Origin of the sequence: Roseibium sp., assembly GCF_965229775.1 — a bacterium.
GTDB lineage: Bacteria > Pseudomonadota > Alphaproteobacteria > Rhizobiales > Stappiaceae > Roseibium.
Genome location: NZ_OZ245929.1, coordinates 1,841,643 through 1,856,409 on the forward strand (window position 1 = coordinate 1,841,643; position 14,767 = coordinate 1,856,409).

General features: G+C 61.7%; 15 protein-coding genes. 4 read left to right on the forward strand and 11 right to left on the reverse strand.

Annotated features, from left to right (window positions below; genetic code table 11):
* Nucleotides 1-16: 16 nt before the first annotated feature.
* The 3 genes from ACO07N_RS08370 to ACO07N_RS08380 all read right to left on the reverse strand — a co-directional run bounded on the left by ACO07N_RS08370 (nt 17) and on the right by ACO07N_RS08380 (nt 2,822).
* Nucleotides 17-760, reverse strand: a complete 744-nt coding sequence (locus ACO07N_RS08370) for an amino acid ABC transporter ATP-binding protein (protein ID WP_421980575.1) — start codon at nt 758-760, stop codon at nt 17-19.
* A gap of 75 nt (nt 761-835) precedes the next feature.
* Nucleotides 836-1,678: a transporter substrate-binding domain-containing protein gene (locus tag ACO07N_RS08375; RefSeq protein ID WP_421980576.1), complete on the reverse strand. Its 843-nt coding sequence runs from the start codon at nt 1,676-1,678 to the stop codon at nt 836-838.
* Nucleotides 1,679-2,534: 856 nt separating this feature from the next.
* Nucleotides 2,535-2,822 carry a DUF1330 domain-containing protein gene (locus ACO07N_RS08380; protein ID WP_421980577.1) on the reverse strand — a complete coding sequence of 96 codons (288 nt, stop codon included), beginning with the start codon at nt 2,820-2,822 and terminating at the stop codon, nt 2,535-2,537.
* A 122-nt stretch (nt 2,823-2,944) separates the two neighbouring features.
* Here ACO07N_RS08380 and ACO07N_RS08385 point away from each other — a divergent pair, with 122 nt between their 5' ends.
* Nucleotides 2,945-3,805, forward strand: a complete 861-nt coding sequence (locus ACO07N_RS08385) for a LysR substrate-binding domain-containing protein (RefSeq protein ID WP_421980578.1) — start codon at nt 2,945-2,947, stop codon at nt 3,803-3,805.
* 66 nt (nt 3,806-3,871) lie between these two features.
* Here the strand turns inward: ACO07N_RS08385 and ACO07N_RS08390 are convergent, their stop codons facing one another.
* The 6 genes from ACO07N_RS08390 to ACO07N_RS08415 form a co-directional block, all read right to left on the reverse strand.
* Nucleotides 3,872-4,852, reverse strand: a complete 981-nt coding sequence (locus tag ACO07N_RS08390) for a D-2-hydroxyacid dehydrogenase family protein (RefSeq protein WP_421980579.1) — start codon at nt 4,850-4,852, stop codon at nt 3,872-3,874.
* On the reverse strand, nt 4,849-5,082 hold the full coding sequence (locus ACO07N_RS08395) for a hypothetical protein (protein WP_421980580.1): 234 nt from the start codon (nt 5,080-5,082) through the stop codon (nt 4,849-4,851). The genes ACO07N_RS08390 and ACO07N_RS08395 overlap by 4 nt, the downstream gene beginning before the upstream one ends.
* A gap of 33 nt (nt 5,083-5,115) precedes the next feature.
* Nucleotides 5,116-6,207, reverse strand: coding sequence for a 4-oxalomesaconate tautomerase (locus tag ACO07N_RS08400; protein ID WP_421980581.1), 1,092 nt, complete (start codon nt 6,205-6,207; stop codon nt 5,116-5,118).
* A complete protein-coding gene (locus ACO07N_RS08405; RefSeq protein ID WP_421980582.1) occupies nt 6,204-7,265 on the reverse strand; it encodes an isocitrate/isopropylmalate dehydrogenase family protein in 1,062 nt (353 codons plus the stop codon). Before ACO07N_RS08405 ends, ACO07N_RS08400 begins: the two co-directional genes overlap by 4 nt.
* A 9-nt stretch (nt 7,266-7,274) precedes the next feature.
* On the reverse strand, nt 7,275-9,302 hold the full coding sequence (locus ACO07N_RS08410; RefSeq protein WP_421980583.1) for a tripartite tricarboxylate transporter permease: 2,028 nt from the start codon (nt 9,300-9,302) through the stop codon (nt 7,275-7,277).
* A 70-nt stretch (nt 9,303-9,372) separates the two neighbouring features.
* Nucleotides 9,373-10,479, reverse strand: a complete 1,107-nt coding sequence (locus tag ACO07N_RS08415) for a tricarboxylate transporter (RefSeq protein WP_421980584.1) — start codon at nt 10,477-10,479, stop codon at nt 9,373-9,375.
* A gap of 126 nt (nt 10,480-10,605) precedes the next feature.
* Between ACO07N_RS08415 and ACO07N_RS08420 the strand changes: the two genes are divergently transcribed.
* Together ACO07N_RS08420 and ACO07N_RS08425 are read left to right on the forward strand one after the other, a co-directional pair.
* On the forward strand, nt 10,606-11,277 hold the full coding sequence (locus tag ACO07N_RS08420) for a response regulator transcription factor (protein WP_421980585.1): 672 nt from the start codon (nt 10,606-10,608) through the stop codon (nt 11,275-11,277).
* Complete coding sequence (locus ACO07N_RS08425) at nt 11,274-12,635, forward strand: sensor histidine kinase (protein ID WP_421980586.1); 1,362 nt, start codon at nt 11,274-11,276, stop codon at nt 12,633-12,635. Before ACO07N_RS08420 ends, ACO07N_RS08425 begins: the two co-directional genes overlap by 4 nt.
* Before the next feature lie 53 nt (nt 12,636-12,688).
* Here ACO07N_RS08425 and ACO07N_RS08430 read toward each other — a convergent pair whose 3' ends face one another.
* The gene (locus tag ACO07N_RS08430) at nt 12,689-13,249 is read right to left on the reverse strand and encodes a luciferase family protein (RefSeq protein ID WP_421980587.1); all 561 of its coding nucleotides are present in this window, start codon (nt 13,247-13,249) and stop codon (nt 12,689-12,691) included.
* 21 nt (nt 13,250-13,270) lie between these two features.
* A complete protein-coding gene (locus ACO07N_RS08435) occupies nt 13,271-13,741 on the reverse strand; it encodes a cytochrome c (protein WP_319384985.1) in 471 nt (156 codons plus the stop codon).
* A gap of 97 nt (nt 13,742-13,838) precedes the next feature.
* On the opposite strand from ACO07N_RS08435, the gene ACO07N_RS08440 reads away from it, so the two are divergent.
* The gene (locus ACO07N_RS08440; protein WP_421980588.1) at nt 13,839-14,726 is read left to right on the forward strand and encodes a LysR family transcriptional regulator; all 888 of its coding nucleotides are present in this window, start codon (nt 13,839-13,841) and stop codon (nt 14,724-14,726) included.
* Nucleotides 14,727-14,767: the final 41 nt, after the last annotated feature.

A 14,767-nucleotide genomic window follows, 5' to 3' on the forward strand; every position in this document is an offset into this window, starting at 1 on the left:
CTCATTCAAAAGGGCTCTAGTGATAGGCTTCTTGCAGGAAAGTCCGGGTGCGCGCATGCACCGGTTCGTCGAAGATCTGTCCGGGAGGGCCGGCTTCCACGATCTGCCCTTCCGCCATGAAGACCACGTGATCGGATGCGGCTTTCGCGAAACGCATCTCATGGCTGACGACGAGCATGGTCATGCCGTCGTCCTTCAGCTGTCGCATGACTTTCAGAACTTCGCCGACCAACTCGGGGTCCAGCGCGCTGGTCGGTTCGTCGAACAGCATGATTTTTGGTTCAAGCGCCAGTGAGCGGGCAATCGCGACCCTTTGCTGCTGGCCGCCTGAAAGCTGGTTCGGGTAGTGTCCTGCCCGGTCCGACAGGCCGACGCGCTCCAGCTGCTTCAGGGCAATGGCCTCCGCCTCCGCGCGGCTTTTGCCGAGAACCTTGCGCAGCGCCAGCATGACGTTGCCCTTCGCGCTCATATGCGGGTAGAGATTGAACGACTGAAAGACCATGCCTATTCCACGCCGGACGCGGTTCAGATTGACGGAACGATGGGTGATGTCTTCGCCATCCACATAGATCTTGCCGGATGTCGGGGTTTCCAGGCGGTTGCAGCATCTCAGGAGACTGCTCTTGCCTGACCCGGACGGCCCGATCAGGAACGTCATCTCTCCGGTTCCGGCCTCCGGGGTGATGCCCCTGAGGGCGTCGACGTCCCCATAGCGAAGATGAAGATTGTCAATCGTGAGGATGGGTAGTCTGTGCGACACGCGGAAAATTCCTGAAGTCAGAACAGGGCCGGGCAGGCTCTGACGGCCCGCCCGGCTTGTCTTTCTTGAAAGAGATCAGGAGGAGCAGCTCAGCTCGTGAGGTTCGGACACGTATCCCTCCAGATCGGGGACGCCGTATCCGGGGTAGACCGTCACGGCTGCCGAGCCTTCAGCCGGTGTGACACCGAACCACTTTTCGGACAGTTCCGCGAGCACGCCCTTGGACTTGAGGCATTCCAGCGCGCCTTCGACTTTCGCCCTGAGTTCGGGCTTGTCCTTCGGGAACGGAATGGCAAAGACCTTGCCGGTCGAATGCAGGTAGGAGAGCTTCAGCGCGGGCGTCTTCTTCACGGCCCATGCGCTGACAGTGTTGCCGGCGACATTTGCGAAGGCGCGTCCGGACAGAACCGCCTGCACTGCATCGCTGTTCGTGCCGTAGGATTCGACCACCCAGCCGACCTCATCGGTCAGGTCACGGGCCCACTTGTCGTAGGCGGACCCCTTGTTGACGGCGATGGTCTTGCCCTTGAAGCCATCAAGGCTGTCGATGTCTTCCGCCTCGGCTTTGACGACGAACTGGAAGTCGGTGTTCAGATAGCCCTCGCTGAACAGAATGCTCTTTGTGCGTTCTTCGGTGACGGTTGTCGGCGCAACGAGGAAGTCGTAGGTGCCGGCCTGCATGCCCGGCAGGAGACCGGACCACTGCGCTGCTGTGACGTTCAGCGTCGCACCCATTTCCTTGCCGAGTGCTTCGGCAAGATCGACGTTGAACCCTTCGACACCGCCGTCGAGCTTCGGCATTGCGTGCGGGGCGAAGGTGCCGTCCAGGGCGACGTTGTAGACCTCCTCTGCAGCGGCAGGAGTGAGCGCCAGGCAGGCGGTAAGGGCGAGAGCCGTTCGAAAGCCTTTGAAATTCATGTAAATCTCCTTGCGATCAGGCTGCTGCTATCGGGAGTGGAAAAGCAGCACGCGGGAAACAGAACATTGATGGCGCGGGAGGGCGCAATCGGCGGTGTCGAGCGGATGCGCGATCAGAAATTAAGCATGCAAAATAATGCGTCACATTCAATAATCGGAGCTATTATATTACGGATATAAATATAATCTCACATTATGAACTCTCGATCATGGACGGATGGATATCGGTTCTGCCGTCGCGGGATGGGAGCCTCGGAAAAACGAGTTTCCCAGGATCGGATTTTTCCTAAAGACCTGAATTCAAGTGGTTTTCAACTTGAGTTTCTTGTCGGTCAATCAGATGCGCACCAGCCGGAACAGACAGCGTTCTGACTGCACCTTGGACACAGGCGAAACCCGCAAAGAATCTTTTGAGGTGGCAGGCGGAAACAGCGAGCACACTAGGGTACGGACCCATAAATGAAGCCGATTTGGCGGCAGAAATGGCAAAATCTTGCGAGGAAGCGTGCGCAGAGCGGGCTTTATGCCCGGTCAAGCGCGATGACGCTGCGAGGTGAAGCCATTTTGCCGTCCTTCGGATTTGGCCGTTTTGACCAACTGCCACGTCGCGAAAGGCTTGAAAATGAACCACATTTCCTGCGCTTTCGCTCCTCGCAGTTGGTCAAAACGATCCAAACCAAATTGACTTCATTTATGAGTCCGTACCCTAGGCTCAGGACCCCGGATAAGCCATCAAAGCGCCGGGTTGCGATGTGGCCGGGTCTTGGAAACCGGACAGGGAGAAGCCCGCCGACTGTGTGTGACGGGCTTCGTTTCTTTCTGGCGGCGGTCATGGGTGGCACGGCACTCGAAAGCATCAGGTGCCTTCAATGATCAGGAAATCGGCCTCCGCATTCGCCATTCTGATCTCGCGCGCCGCCCGATATTCCGGCGAGTCGTAGCACGCAAGAGCCGTCTGAAAGTCCTTGAATTCCACGACGACGTTGCGGTCGCGGGACTTGCCTTCCGGGTCCCTGTATTGACCGCCCCTGACGAGAAAGCGCGCGTCGTATTTCTCGAACGCCTGTCTGGCCGCGGCAAGGTAGGCGGGATAGTTCTCCGCGTTTTTGACCGACACCCGAACGACCCAGTATCCTTTTGACATGTGCATCTCCTGTTTTCAGATCCTGGATGGCATTGCATCTTCAGGACGGGTCTGGACATACGGCTTTCCTTGCATGAGAAAAAATGAATAATTGAGAATGAAGCATTCTCTAAGTGAGATACATGGAACTGAGTGACCTGAAGATATTCGTTGCGGTCGTGCGCCAGGGCGGCATCACCCGGGCTGCCGAAAAGCTTCATCGCGTGCAATCCAACGTCACGACCCGGGTCCGGCAGCTGGAAGACAAGTTGAACACCAAATTGTTCGACCGGCGCGGAAAGCGTCTCGTGCTGACCCCTGCAGGCCGGACCCTGCTGGACTATGCGGACCGTTTGCTTGCCTTGGCGAGCGAGACGGAGGCCGCCGTACAGGGAGGCAGGCCGCGCGGTGTATTCCGCTTGGGATCCATGGAAAGCACGGCCGCCGTGCGTCTTCCCACGCCTCTTTCGATCTATGCGCAAAAGTTTCCCGATGTCGTTCTGGAACTGAGGACGGGAAACCCGACGCAGTTGGCCAACGCGCTCCTGGCCGGTGAGATTGATGCTGCGCTCGTGGCCGAGCCGATTGCCGAGGCCAGGTTCGACTCGATTGTTGCCTTCGAGGAGGAACCGGTCATCGTCACGTCGACGGAGCATCCCCCGATTGACCGCGAGGGGAGCGTGCCCGGCACCATGATCGTGTTCGAACATGGCTGTCCGCACAGGCGCAGACTGGAGGAGTGGTATGCGCTCCGCGACGAGATGCCGGAGCGCACCATCGAGCTCGGCTCTTATCACGCGATGCTTGGCTGCGTTCTGACCGGCATGGGGGCCGCGCTCGTACCCAAAAGCGTGATCGCAACCTTTCCCGAAAGCCGCCGCCTGCGCATCAATACGTTGCCGGACGGTCAGAACCGGATCCGCACGCTGTTGATCTGGCCCAGGAACAGCCGTTCGCCCAAGATCGAGGGATTGCGGCGCATTCTCCAGGAAGAACTAGCCTGACACCTGCTGCCCTTGTCCGGGATGCCCGGCCGTGGCCGGAGGGTGCGGGATCCCGGAAAACGTGCGTCAGTCTTTGCCGCCGGTCCAGACCTGCGGGTTGATCATGTTGATCGGCTCGCCGCTGGAATAGGCATTCACCTGGTCGAAGATATCGGAAAACTGCAGATCGAATTCATCTTCGGTCACATACCCGATATGCGGCGTCGGCAGCACATTCGGATGTGTGAGCATCGGGTTGGCGGTGTCGGTCAGCGGTTCCGTGTCGAAGACGTCGACGGCAGCGAAGATCCTGTTTCTTTCGATCTCGGCTTCAAGCGCACCGGGCACGATCAGGCCCGAGCGGGACGTGTTGACCAGAAGGGACCGCGGTCGCATGGCGGCGAGATCGTCCGACGTGATGATGCCTTTCGTGTCCGGTTTCAGCCGCACATGCAGGCTGACAATGTCTGACGTTCCGAAGAAGGCGTCCCGGCTCTCGGCCACCCGGACGCCGTCTGCCACTGCCCGTGCGCGTCCGGCCTCCGACGACCACCATTGCACCTTCATGCCGATCGCGTCGGCGTAACCGGCGACAGCCTTTGCGATCCGTCCATAGCCGTAAAGGCCGAGCGTCCTGCCGCGCAGGCTCCGGCCGACGCCCATCTGCCAGTTGCCGCCCCGGATCGAGGCGACCTGTTCGGGGATTTGCCGGAAGCTTGCCAGGATCAGCGCCAGGGTGAGTTCCGCCGCTGCATAGCTTGGCGTGCCCGCATGCATGTTGGAACAGAGCAGGACGCCGTTCCTGGTGCAGGCATCGACATCGATATGCGGATAGACGCTGCGCTGGGAAATCAGTTTCAGGCCCGGAAGCCGGTCAAGCAGGTCAGCCGTGATTTTCGTGCGTTCGCGGAACAGGACCACCGCGTCGGCCGCTTCGAGGCGCGATGCCAGAACGGCCGGGTCCTCGACATGGTCCGTCCACACCGTGACGTCGTGATTTTCGAGTTTGGCGTAACACGGCAATGTGCGCAGCGTATCGAACCAGTCATCCAGAATATGTACTTTCATCGGCTCTCCACACCGCTGCCTTCGACCAGTGTCCGGGGGGTCGGTACGAACACGTCCATGTGCAAGGCAGTCAGCGCCCTGGTGATCTGCGCGCGTTTTGACAGGAGGTGGTTATACTGCGCATCGCAGCCGGAAACGGGTGTCGGGTAATCCCTGATTTCATCCGCGATTGACTGCCGCGCGCATTCCAGCGCGGCGCGTGCTTCATCGAGACTGTCTTCAAAATGCATGCTGTTCTCCTGTCCTGCCTCCGGCGCTGCCTTTCAGGATCCGGACCAGACATCGCCGGGAACGAAGACGTCGCCCGCGGCGAGTTTCCGGGCGGTGCGCATCAATCCGGCGGAGATGACATGGTACTGCCCGTCCTTGTCGCCGTAGTCTATCACGACTTCCATTTTGCCCATCGGGTGTTCCAGTTCAATCCTCACCGGAGATGACGGTGGTGCGGGTACGAGGCCTTCGGCGACCGTGCCGGGGGCCAATATGCAGGACGCCAGGCACTGCGAGCCAGTGACCGCGAGAGTGGGATGGCAGTTCCACGGCATGAAATAGCGGACGGCGGCGGTGCCCCCCTCACGCGCCGGTGCCAGAAGTCCGAATTTCGGGATGACGGATTTTGTTACATCTCCCAAACCCATTCGTTCGCCGGCAATCAGCCGCACGGCCTCCATTTTTTCAAAGAGTGCCTTGTTCGCATCCAGCTCCGCCGCGCTTTCATACCCGGTGATCCCGAAGTCCTCGGCGCGGCCGATGACCATCGCCATGGCGACATCCATGCAGGAAACCTCCAGGCCGTTGATCTCTTCCCTTGTCTGTCCGGTCGGAAAAAGGCCGCTCGTTGCACTGCCCTCCACATCCATGAACTGCAACTGGATGGGTGCAGCCGTGCCCGGGACACCATCGATCGACGCTTTGCCGTCGTAGCGGACCTGTTTGCCCGGTGTCTGGACAAGCGCGGCGACGCGCGTTCCCGTGTTGACCGCCCGGATCCTGACTTCCGTGACATCGCCGACAGGCTCGACGAGCCCCATCTCGATGGCCGCCGGTCCGACGCCGACAAGGATGTTGCCGCAGGATGGTTTGTAGTCGACGAGCTTCTCCTCGACGCTGACCTGCGCGAAGAAATAGTCCACATCCGCCCAGTCGTCCGCGGATTTCGAGAGCATGGCGACCTTGGTCGTGACCGCGGTTCCGCCGCCGATGCCGTCGATATTGAACGGATGACCCGCACCGACGATGGCAACCAGCACCTCCGACAGCCGGTCGAGATCTTCCGGCAGATCGCTGCGGTTCATGTAGGGTCCGCGCGAGGATCCCCCGCGCATGAAGAGAAAGGGGATGGCTGTCTGCGTCATGCGTCGCTTTCCTCTATGAGCTTGACCAGGACGGAGGCAAAGGCCTGGGTGCCGAGCGGACCTCCAAGGTCCGCCGTCCGGGTCTCCGGGTGGGCGAGTGCGGTTTTCAGGGCGCTGTCGATCGCCGCAGCGGCCTTGGCCTGTCCCAGGTGGCGCAGCAGCATGGCGGCCGAGCCGATCAGGGACGTCGGGTTTGCCCGGTCCTGCCCGGCAATGTCCGGTGCGGAACCGTGCTGGGCCTGTGCCGCCGCATTCTGCGGGCCGACATTCAGGGAGGCTGCCAGTCCGAGCCCGCCGGCAAGTTCGGTGGCAAGGTCCGACAGGATGTCGCCGAACATGTTGGTCGTCACGATGACGTCGAAGCGGTCTGGATCGCGAACCAGCAGCGCCGCCGCCGCATCGACCAGGACCTCGTCATATGCGAGACCTGGATAGTCCTCGGCGATCCGCCGGATTGCCTCCAGAAACAGGCCGTCGCTTGTGCGCATCACGTTCGCCTTGTGAACGGCCGTGACCTTTTTGCGCCCGGTGCTTTCGGCGAACCGGAAGGCCGCGCGTCCTATCCGTTCGCTGCCACGTTCGGTTATCAGCCGCATCGCCATCGCCACGCCCGGCACCGGCATGAACTCGCCGCTGCCGGCGTAAAGGTTGCGATCGGCGTAGAACCCCTCCAGGTTTTCCCGGAAAATCACCAGGTCGACGTCCCGTCCGGTTGGCGTTGGCAAGCCGCTGAAACTCTGAGCGGGCCGGATGTTGGCGTAAAGATCGAGTTTCCTGCGCAGCACGCCCGACGGATTGAGGCCGCCGTCTTCCTTTGGCGGATAATCATTGTGCGAGACCGGCCCGAGAATGACGCCGTCCGCGGCGAGCGCGGCTTCGATGACGGCATCTCCTATCGTGCTGTCACCGGCCTCCAGGGACGCAAAGCCGATGGTGCGATCCGTGAGCTCGATCCGTTCGCCCGACCTGGCGCAGGCAGCCGCCACGATGCGTTTCGTGGCGGCCATGATCTCCGGGCCGATGCCGTCGCCGGCAAGACAGAGCAGCGAGAGCGTCATGCCGCTGCCTTACGTAAGTGGCCACGGCAGGGTGACATAGGACTGCAGCAGTCCCGGCGGGAAGTCGCGGTTCAGCAGCCAGGCCATGCCGCACATGAACGCGATCCCGCAGGCGCCATAACCGAGCGCATACGGAAGGCTGCGTTTCGCCCGGTAGTGGATGAAGGTCACCAGGAAGCCGGCAAGCGCCAGGATGAACCCGATCAGCGACGTCAGGATCAAAAGACCGGCAAACCAGGCCAGCGTCGGCCACAGGCCATGCTGGTTGCCTTCCGAATTTCCGGCCTCGCTGTCGCTGAACAGCGGGCTCGTCTCGGGGCTGGTGCGCATTCGGAACAGAAGGATCAGGCAGCCGATGATCGATACCAGGCCGACGAATTGCGGGAAGACCCGGTCCGCGGAGGCATAGTCGGGGATCAGCGAGGCGTTGGTGAACGCAAAGGCAAGGTAAGCGAAGATCGCCAGCAGGAAGATCAGCGGCGCGCGTTTGCTGCCCGTGGGTACATCGCCTTCCGCGCGAATGTTCTTCGACTGGCGCAGTCCGATCACGACGGAGACGATCGTGATGATGATGAGCACGATCACGATCGGCGAGAAGATGTACTCCATGCCCTCCGCAAAGCCCTTGCGGAAGCGCGATGCGGCGATCTGGACCGCCTGGTTGGTGTAGGTTTCCGCCGGATTGGACAGAACGAACCCGATCAGGAATGCGGGCCGCGACCAGTCGAACCGCCGCATCAGGATGCCGAGCAGGCCGATAGCGAAAAGCGCCACGAGATCCATCAGGTTCTGGCCCGACTGGAACGCGGCGAACGAGATGATCATGAACAGGAACGGCGCAAGCAGCGCGAATGGAATGGTTGTCAGGCGCGCGATGCCGCCGGACCCGAGAATGCAGATGATCGTTCCGACGACGTTTGCCAGCGCGAGCAGCCAGACGATTGCGTAAGTGACGTCGAGATTGTTCTTCAGCATCGACGGCCCGACCTCGATCTGGCCGGAGCCGAGCAGCGCGACCGCGCCGATGAAGACGGCCATGGAGCCGGATCCCGGAATGCCGAACAGAAGCGTCGGCACCAGGCCGCCGCCTTCCTTGGCATTGTTGGAGCTTTCCGGTCCGATGACACCGCGCACGTCGCCGCTGCCGAACTTGGATTTGTCCTTCGACGTTTGCACCGTGTGGCCGTAGGCGATCCAGTCGACAACGGAGCCGCCGAGGCCGGGGATGACACCGACCGTGACACCGATCAGCGAACAGCGGATGCTGAGCCAGATATTGGAGAACCAGTCGCGCACGCCGTGAAGCCAGCCGCCGCCGAGCATGGAGCGCTCTGATATCGCGCGGTCCTGGCGCAACAGGGCGACGATTTCCGGAATCGCGAAGATACCGAGGCCGACGATGACCAGTTTCAGGCCGTCGGTGAGATACGGCATGTCGTAGGTCGCCATGCGCAGGGCGCCGGCGCTGTCGCCTTCGCCGATGGTTCCGACCATCAGGCCGAGACCGGCGGCGACGATGCCCTTGATGGCGACCTGACCGGCCAGAATGCCGACCATCGACAGGCCGAACAGCGTGATCATCAGGAGTTCCGGCGTCCGGAACTCCAGCACGATTGGCCGCGCGACAAGGATGAAGACGGTCAGAAAAGCCGCGCCGACGAGACCGCCGAAAAGTGATGACGCGAAAGCAGCGGAAAGGGCGCGCGCAGCCTCGCCTTTCTTGGCAAGCGGAAAGCCGTCGAGAACGGTCGCCTGCGAGGCGGAGGAGCCGGGAATGCCCATGAGGACGGAGGCGAACGTATCCGATGTCGGGACGACGGCGACCATGCCGATCATGAGGGCAAGGCCAAGCACGGGATCCATGCCGAACATGAACGGCAGCAGCAGCGACAGGCCGGCAATGCCGCCGAGCCCGGGGAAGACCCCGATGCAAAGGCCCATCACCACGCCGAGAATCAGGTAGCCGATGACGGCCGGCTGAAAGATCATCGCCGACGCATCGGCGAGCGCAGGTAAAGCGGTGCCAAGAATGTCCACTGGATCGCCCCGGATTTTGTTTTTCAGGAAAGGGAGCCCGTCCGGTCAGCCCGGACGGGCGGAAGTGCTGTTACTTGAGGGAGACGCCGTAGCGTTCCTGCAGCCAGCCGACCACGAATTCCTTCGCGCTGTCGGGCACTTCAGTCGCGCTCTTGAGGGCGCTGTCAGCCTCGGCACCTGTCATCTGCGGGTACTTGCCGAGCCGTCCTGCGGAGATCTCCGCGAAGTCGCCGCGTGCCTTGACCGCGTCAAACGCCTTGGAATAGGTGTCGATGGCATCCTGGGATGCGCCGTTCGGCAGGAACACCATCTTCTGGGCCGGGAACCCGGCGATGAAGAACGCCTTCCAGGCATCCCATTTTTCGCCCGAGGTTTCGCAGCCTTCGGTCGCCTCGCAGACTTCCTTGAAGGTCGGCATGTCGGGGAATGTCGGATCGCGGACGATGTTGCCGTCGGCATCCAGGGCACCCCAGCTCATCATCGGCACGGCCGTTCCGGCTTCGACCAGCGGCGTCACGCCTTTCAGGTAGGACGAAGACGTTTGGTAATCGATGTTGGCTTCACCGCGCTCGAACATCAGGCGGCCGTCACCGCGGCCCTTGATGCCGAAGACGGGCTCGACATTCAGGCCGAGCATTTCCCAGGCCAGAAGCGGAACGAGATCGAGCCGCGTCGCGCCCTGGGAACCGTAGATGAAATCGGTCTCCTTCAGCGCGCTGGCATCGTTGCCGCTCATCTTCGCGGCCAGATCCGGCGGCAGGTAGGCGACACCGCCCGTGCCGGACGCCAGAACCACGTTCCAGTCCTTGTAGTCGTAGCGCACGCGCGGATCGCCGAGCAGGTACGGGAACTGGGTGGAGCCGGACGAGCCGAAGATCACCGTGCCTTCGCTGTCGGCGAATTTCTGGTTCTGGAACCAGTTGGCGCCTTTCGTGGAACCGGCACCCGGCATGAATTTCACGACGACGGTCGGCTGGCCCGGAAGCGCTTCGCTCAGGAGCGGCGCATAGAAGTTCGCCCACTTGGCGGACCCGCCTGTTTCGGAGAAGGGAATGACCCATTCGACTGTTTTGCCGGAAAGGTCGAGATCGGCCGCAAGGGCCTGGGCCGGTACGAAGGCACCGGCAGCAAGTGTCACACTCAGCGCCAGCTGGCGCGCAAGCTTTTTCAAAACCATGTTTTCCTCCCAATGGCGCGGGCTGTGTGTTCCCGCAGCCTCACTCTCAGCGCTCGCAAAAGCGACTTGATGCTGGCAGTGTTCCCTGCGAAGCTTGCAACAAGCTTTCATCGAAAAAGAATAAAAATGCGGATCGCACTCGTAGAAGACAATGTCAGTCTGGCAAAGGGGATCGCCTATCAGCTGCGCGATGCCGGCCATTCGGTGGATATTCTCCATGACGGCGACGAGGCGGATGTGTTTCTGAAACAGGAAGGCGGCGATCTCGTCATTCTGGACATCAACCTGCCGGGCAGGAGCGGGCTGGACCTTCTGACAGATCTCAGGGAACGCGATGATCCGAGACCGGTCATTCTTCTGACCGCCCGGTCCGAAACGGAAGACCGGGTGATGGGGCTGGACGCGGGCGCGGACGACTACCTGGTCAAGCCGTTTGAAATGGAAGAGCTCGCGGCAAGGATCCGCGCGCTTGGCCGGCGCAAGGGTGTCGTGCCACGGCAGCTCATCGAGATCGGTCCGTTGAAACTGGATGCCGGCGCGCTGCAATTGCTTGACGGCTCCGAGGCCCTGGAAGTTCCGCGGCGCGAGCTTGCATTGCTTGCCGCGCTGGCCCAGGCGAACGGGCGCACGGTCTCCAAGGCGAGCCTATTGGACCAGCTTTACGGCGCGGGCAGCGAGACGGACGAGAAAGTCATCGAGGTCTATGCCTCCAGGCTGCGCAAGCGTCTTGCTCCTTACGGCGTCAACATCCAGGTTCATCGCGGCATCGGCTACTCTCTCGGCAAGGCGTCCGCATGAAGAGAACCTACTCTCTGCGCCTGCGCCTGACCCTGATCATCCTCGTTCCGCTGCTGTTCGTCGCCGGTGCGACCGGCCTGTGGCAGCTCAACAATGCACGCGTGACCGCCGGTGAAGTCTTTGACAGGAGCCTGCAGTCGGCGGCGCTTGCGGTTGCCAACGACGTTGCGCTATCCGGCGGTGACGCCCTGGCGCCGAGCACGCGCAAGATCCTGTCCGACACATCGGGTGGTCGGGTCTTCTACCACGTCTATGCGCCTGACGGCGTCATCGTCACAGGTTATGCAACGCCACCGGTGGGCATCCCGCTCGCCGGCGACGGCGATTTCAGCCCTGTCTATTTCAATGCGGAATACCTCGGCCGGGACGTGCGCGGGTTTCGCATGCGCACCCGTATGCAGGTCGATGACTTCAGCGGTCTTTTCACGACGACCGTCTGGCAGGATGTTGCCATCCGCGCGGCCTTCGTCCAGGACCTGATGCTGCGCTCGCTGGTGACGATCTCGTCCATCATCACGTCCCTGTCGCTGATCGTCTGGTTCGGCATCCGGATCGGACTGCACCCGTTGAACGACCTGCAACAGGCGATCGACCTGCGGTCCGGCGAGGTCCTGAAACCCATTCAAAGACCGGTTCCGGTCGAGGTCGAGGGGATCGTGCGCACCCTCAACCGCCTGCTTGGCCAGGTCTCCGAAGCCATGGCAACGCAGAGCGAATTCATTTCAAATGCCGCCCATCAGCTGCGCAACCCGGTTGCCGGTGTTCTGGCATTGGCTGAATCGGTCCGTTCCGCCCCGGATGAGGCGGCCATGCGCGAGCGCGCAGGTGATCTCGTTGACGCCGCAAAGGAAACGAGCCTCCTGGCGCAGAAGCTCTTGACCTACGAGCGCACCAAATCGATCAGCCCGGCCTCGGCGCAGGAAACGTTCTCGGTCAATGAGCTGATCGATGGTGTGACAAGGGATTTTCAGGGCAGAAGCATCGGCAGACCGTCGATCACCCCGCAATTGCCCGATAGAGACATCTCCGTCACCGGAGACAGGACGATGATCCGCGAGGCGGTGTCCAATCTGGTCGACAATGCCATGAAGCATGGTGGTGCAGGCCTGTCAGAGATCACCGTCGCGCTGGAGACCGCCCCGGAAGCGGCAACGATTGTCGTCAGGGACGACGGCCAGGGGCTGACAGAGGCGCAGATACAGACCGCGCTTCAGCGTTTCGGCCAGGTTTCGGAACGCAGCGACGGCAGCGGTCTCGGATTGCCGATCGTGGAAAGGGTCGCCGAACGGCATGGCGGCGGTCTAAAGCTCCGCGGGAACGACCCCGGTCTCGAGGCGCGCTTCACCATTGCGCGATAGGAGACAACGCCGGCAAGAGCGGTCTCCGTTCCCGCCCTGACGAATGCGGGGCTTCAGAGCTCCGCTGCTTCGTGATCGTCACCGGTCACGTAGTTGTAGCCGTCCACGAGCAGCTGGAAGACAATATCCGCCTCCTCCCGGGTGCGCGACGTATAAAGGAGGACGAAACCTTCCCAGCCCGGCCGGCTGTCCGCCCAGGGATGCATGGCCGCCCATCCGGCCTTCACGGCTTCGCGGGCGCGCGCCGGCGGCAGCGAAGCGTGCAGACTGCCATCCGGATGCAAATGGGCAAACTCCCGTCCGCCGACGATCGCCTGGGGCCGTGCCAGGTCGATGGTCTCGCTCAGCCAGAAGCCCTTGGCGCCCGGAAGCGAGATCACCGTGGCGCGGAGCTTGACCCCCGGCAAGGCCGCCACGCGTTGCAACAGGCGGTCCGACAGCTGCGGAACGGGCTCTTCACCGATCTGGATGTGCGGGACACGATTGGTGGTGGCGGGCAACTCACCATCCCGTTTCGGCAGACGGTCGTCTCCGGCCCGCGCTGACACGAGGGCGAGCCCGGCTATCATGAAAACCGCGACGGCAATCCGCCGCGGCATATGCCATGTTTTCATCTTTGCACAATAGCGGTTCGTCTATTCCGCTTCCCGGAATTTCGTGTGGCAATCCTTGCAGGCACCGCCAATGGCACCGATATTCGCGCGAACGGCATCGACGCCGTCACCGGCAACGTCGCTCATGGCGACCGCCGCCGCTGCAAGTTTCTTGTTGATCTCGGCGCTTTCCGGATAGGTCGACCAGGCTTCGACCTTTGCGCGTGTCTTTCCGGGCAGGGCCGTGCTGTCGGATCCCTGTGGCCAGGCCGAGCCCATGTTCATGGTTGCCATGATCTTGATGTTTTCCGCCGCGATCTGGGCGGCTTCCGCATTGTATTCGATATCCCCTTTTGCCATGGCGCCCAACTGGCCCAGGTTCCACGCATAAAGCGCCATGACCGCCTTGCGTGCCTTGATGGCGTTGTCGAAATGCCCGTCTGCGACGGACGTGCCCATACCGGCAGTGAAGACGAATACGAGTGAGCAGAAAACCTTCAATCCGTTTTTCATCAGACTCTCCTCTCATGTGCAGAATTGAACATCAGATAAGTCTCATGATCTAATGCGCTGATAAATTCTCTAAATTGCGACAAAAGGCTGTGCGCAGATGCACAAACTCAGATGGGACGATCTTCAATATGTCCACGCGGTTGCCGAGCAGGGATCGCTTTCTGCGGCCTCGCGCGCGCTCGGTGTGAACCACGCGACCGTCCTGAGACGGATCGCGCTCCTGGAAGCGTCCCGCGAGGTCAAGCTGTTCGACAGGCAGAAAGACGGGTATCGGCTCCGGCCCGAAGGCCGGGCGCTTCTGGCATCGCTCAAGCTCATGGACCACGCCTCGGCCAGGATCAGGAGAAGCCTGGATTCGACCGCCAAGGGCATCGAGGGCACGTTCCGTCTTGCGACGACGGACACGATTGCCTGCCTGCTTTTGCCCGACCATCTGGAAAACCTTCGGCAGATGCACCCGAACGTTAATATCGAGGTTGCCGTTTCGAACGATCCGATCGACCTGTCGCTTTCGGGTGCCGAGATCCTTGTGCGGCCCGGCCCGGATCTGCCACCGGAGCTGAGCGGTCTCAAGATCGGCACCGTCGAATTCGGCGTCTTCGGCTCTCCGGATTATCTGGCCCGCACCGGGGAACAGCCTCTCAGGGCGCACAAATGGCTGGGGACCGCCCCGGGCTTTGCAGGATCAACAGTCGGCGAATGGCAGCTTTCCAACGTCGAAAACCGGCGTGAGTTTTCCGCAGACAGCTTCCTTATGCTGGCGGCTATGGCCGAGAGGGGGCTCGGCCTTGCCATGCTGCCCGTCTTTGTCGCACAGAAATCTGCTCGGCTTGTTGCGTTCGGTGGCCGCGCCGGGTTGCCCTCAACGGGTCTCTGGGTGGCGACGCACAAGGATTTCCGGCAGCAGCGGGATATCGAAGCGCTGCTTGAGTTCTTTGCAGGTGCGCTGCGCCGTGATACGCGGGAAGGCGCAACTGCCTCGTGACCGCGCAAACGCCGCGGCGCAACTGCGAGCAAGGGGGAAAT

Bases quoted from the DNA above. Each gene is read 5' to 3' on its own strand.
- ACO07N_RS08375 (WP_421980576.1), bottom strand. From the start codon at position 1,678: ATGAATTTCAAAGGCTTTCGAACGGCTCTCGCCCTTACCGCCTGCCTG.
- ACO07N_RS08380 (WP_421980577.1), bottom strand. From the start codon at position 2,822: ATGTCAAAAGGATACTGGGTCGTTCGGGTGTCGGTCAAAAACGCGGAG.
- ACO07N_RS08385 (WP_421980578.1), top strand. From the start codon at position 2,945: ATGGAACTGAGTGACCTGAAGATATTCGTTGCGGTCGTGCGCCAGGGC.
- ACO07N_RS08390 (WP_421980579.1), bottom strand. From the start codon at position 4,852: ATGAAAGTACATATTCTGGATGACTGGTTCGATACGCTGCGCACATTG.
- ACO07N_RS08395 (WP_421980580.1), bottom strand. From the start codon at position 5,082: ATGCATTTTGAAGACAGTCTCGATGAAGCACGCGCCGCGCTGGAATGC.
- ACO07N_RS08400 (WP_421980581.1), bottom strand. From the start codon at position 6,207: ATGACGCAGACAGCCATCCCCTTTCTCTTCATGCGCGGGGGATCCTCG.
- ACO07N_RS08405 (WP_421980582.1), bottom strand. From the start codon at position 7,265: ATGACGCTCTCGCTGCTCTGTCTTGCCGGCGACGGCATCGGCCCGGAG.
- ACO07N_RS08415 (WP_421980584.1), bottom strand. From the start codon at position 10,479: ATGGTTTTGAAAAAGCTTGCGCGCCAGCTGGCGCTGAGTGTGACACTT.
- ACO07N_RS08420 (WP_421980585.1), top strand. From the start codon at position 10,606: ATGCGGATCGCACTCGTAGAAGACAATGTCAGTCTGGCAAAGGGGATC.
- ACO07N_RS08425 (WP_421980586.1), top strand. From the start codon at position 11,274: ATGAAGAGAACCTACTCTCTGCGCCTGCGCCTGACCCTGATCATCCTC.
- ACO07N_RS08430 (WP_421980587.1), bottom strand. From the start codon at position 13,249: ATGAAAACATGGCATATGCCGCGGCGGATTGCCGTCGCGGTTTTCATG.
- ACO07N_RS08435 (WP_319384985.1), bottom strand. From the start codon at position 13,741: ATGAAAAACGGATTGAAGGTTTTCTGCTCACTCGTATTCGTCTTCACT.
- ACO07N_RS08440 (WP_421980588.1), top strand. From the start codon at position 13,839: ATGCACAAACTCAGATGGGACGATCTTCAATATGTCCACGCGGTTGCC.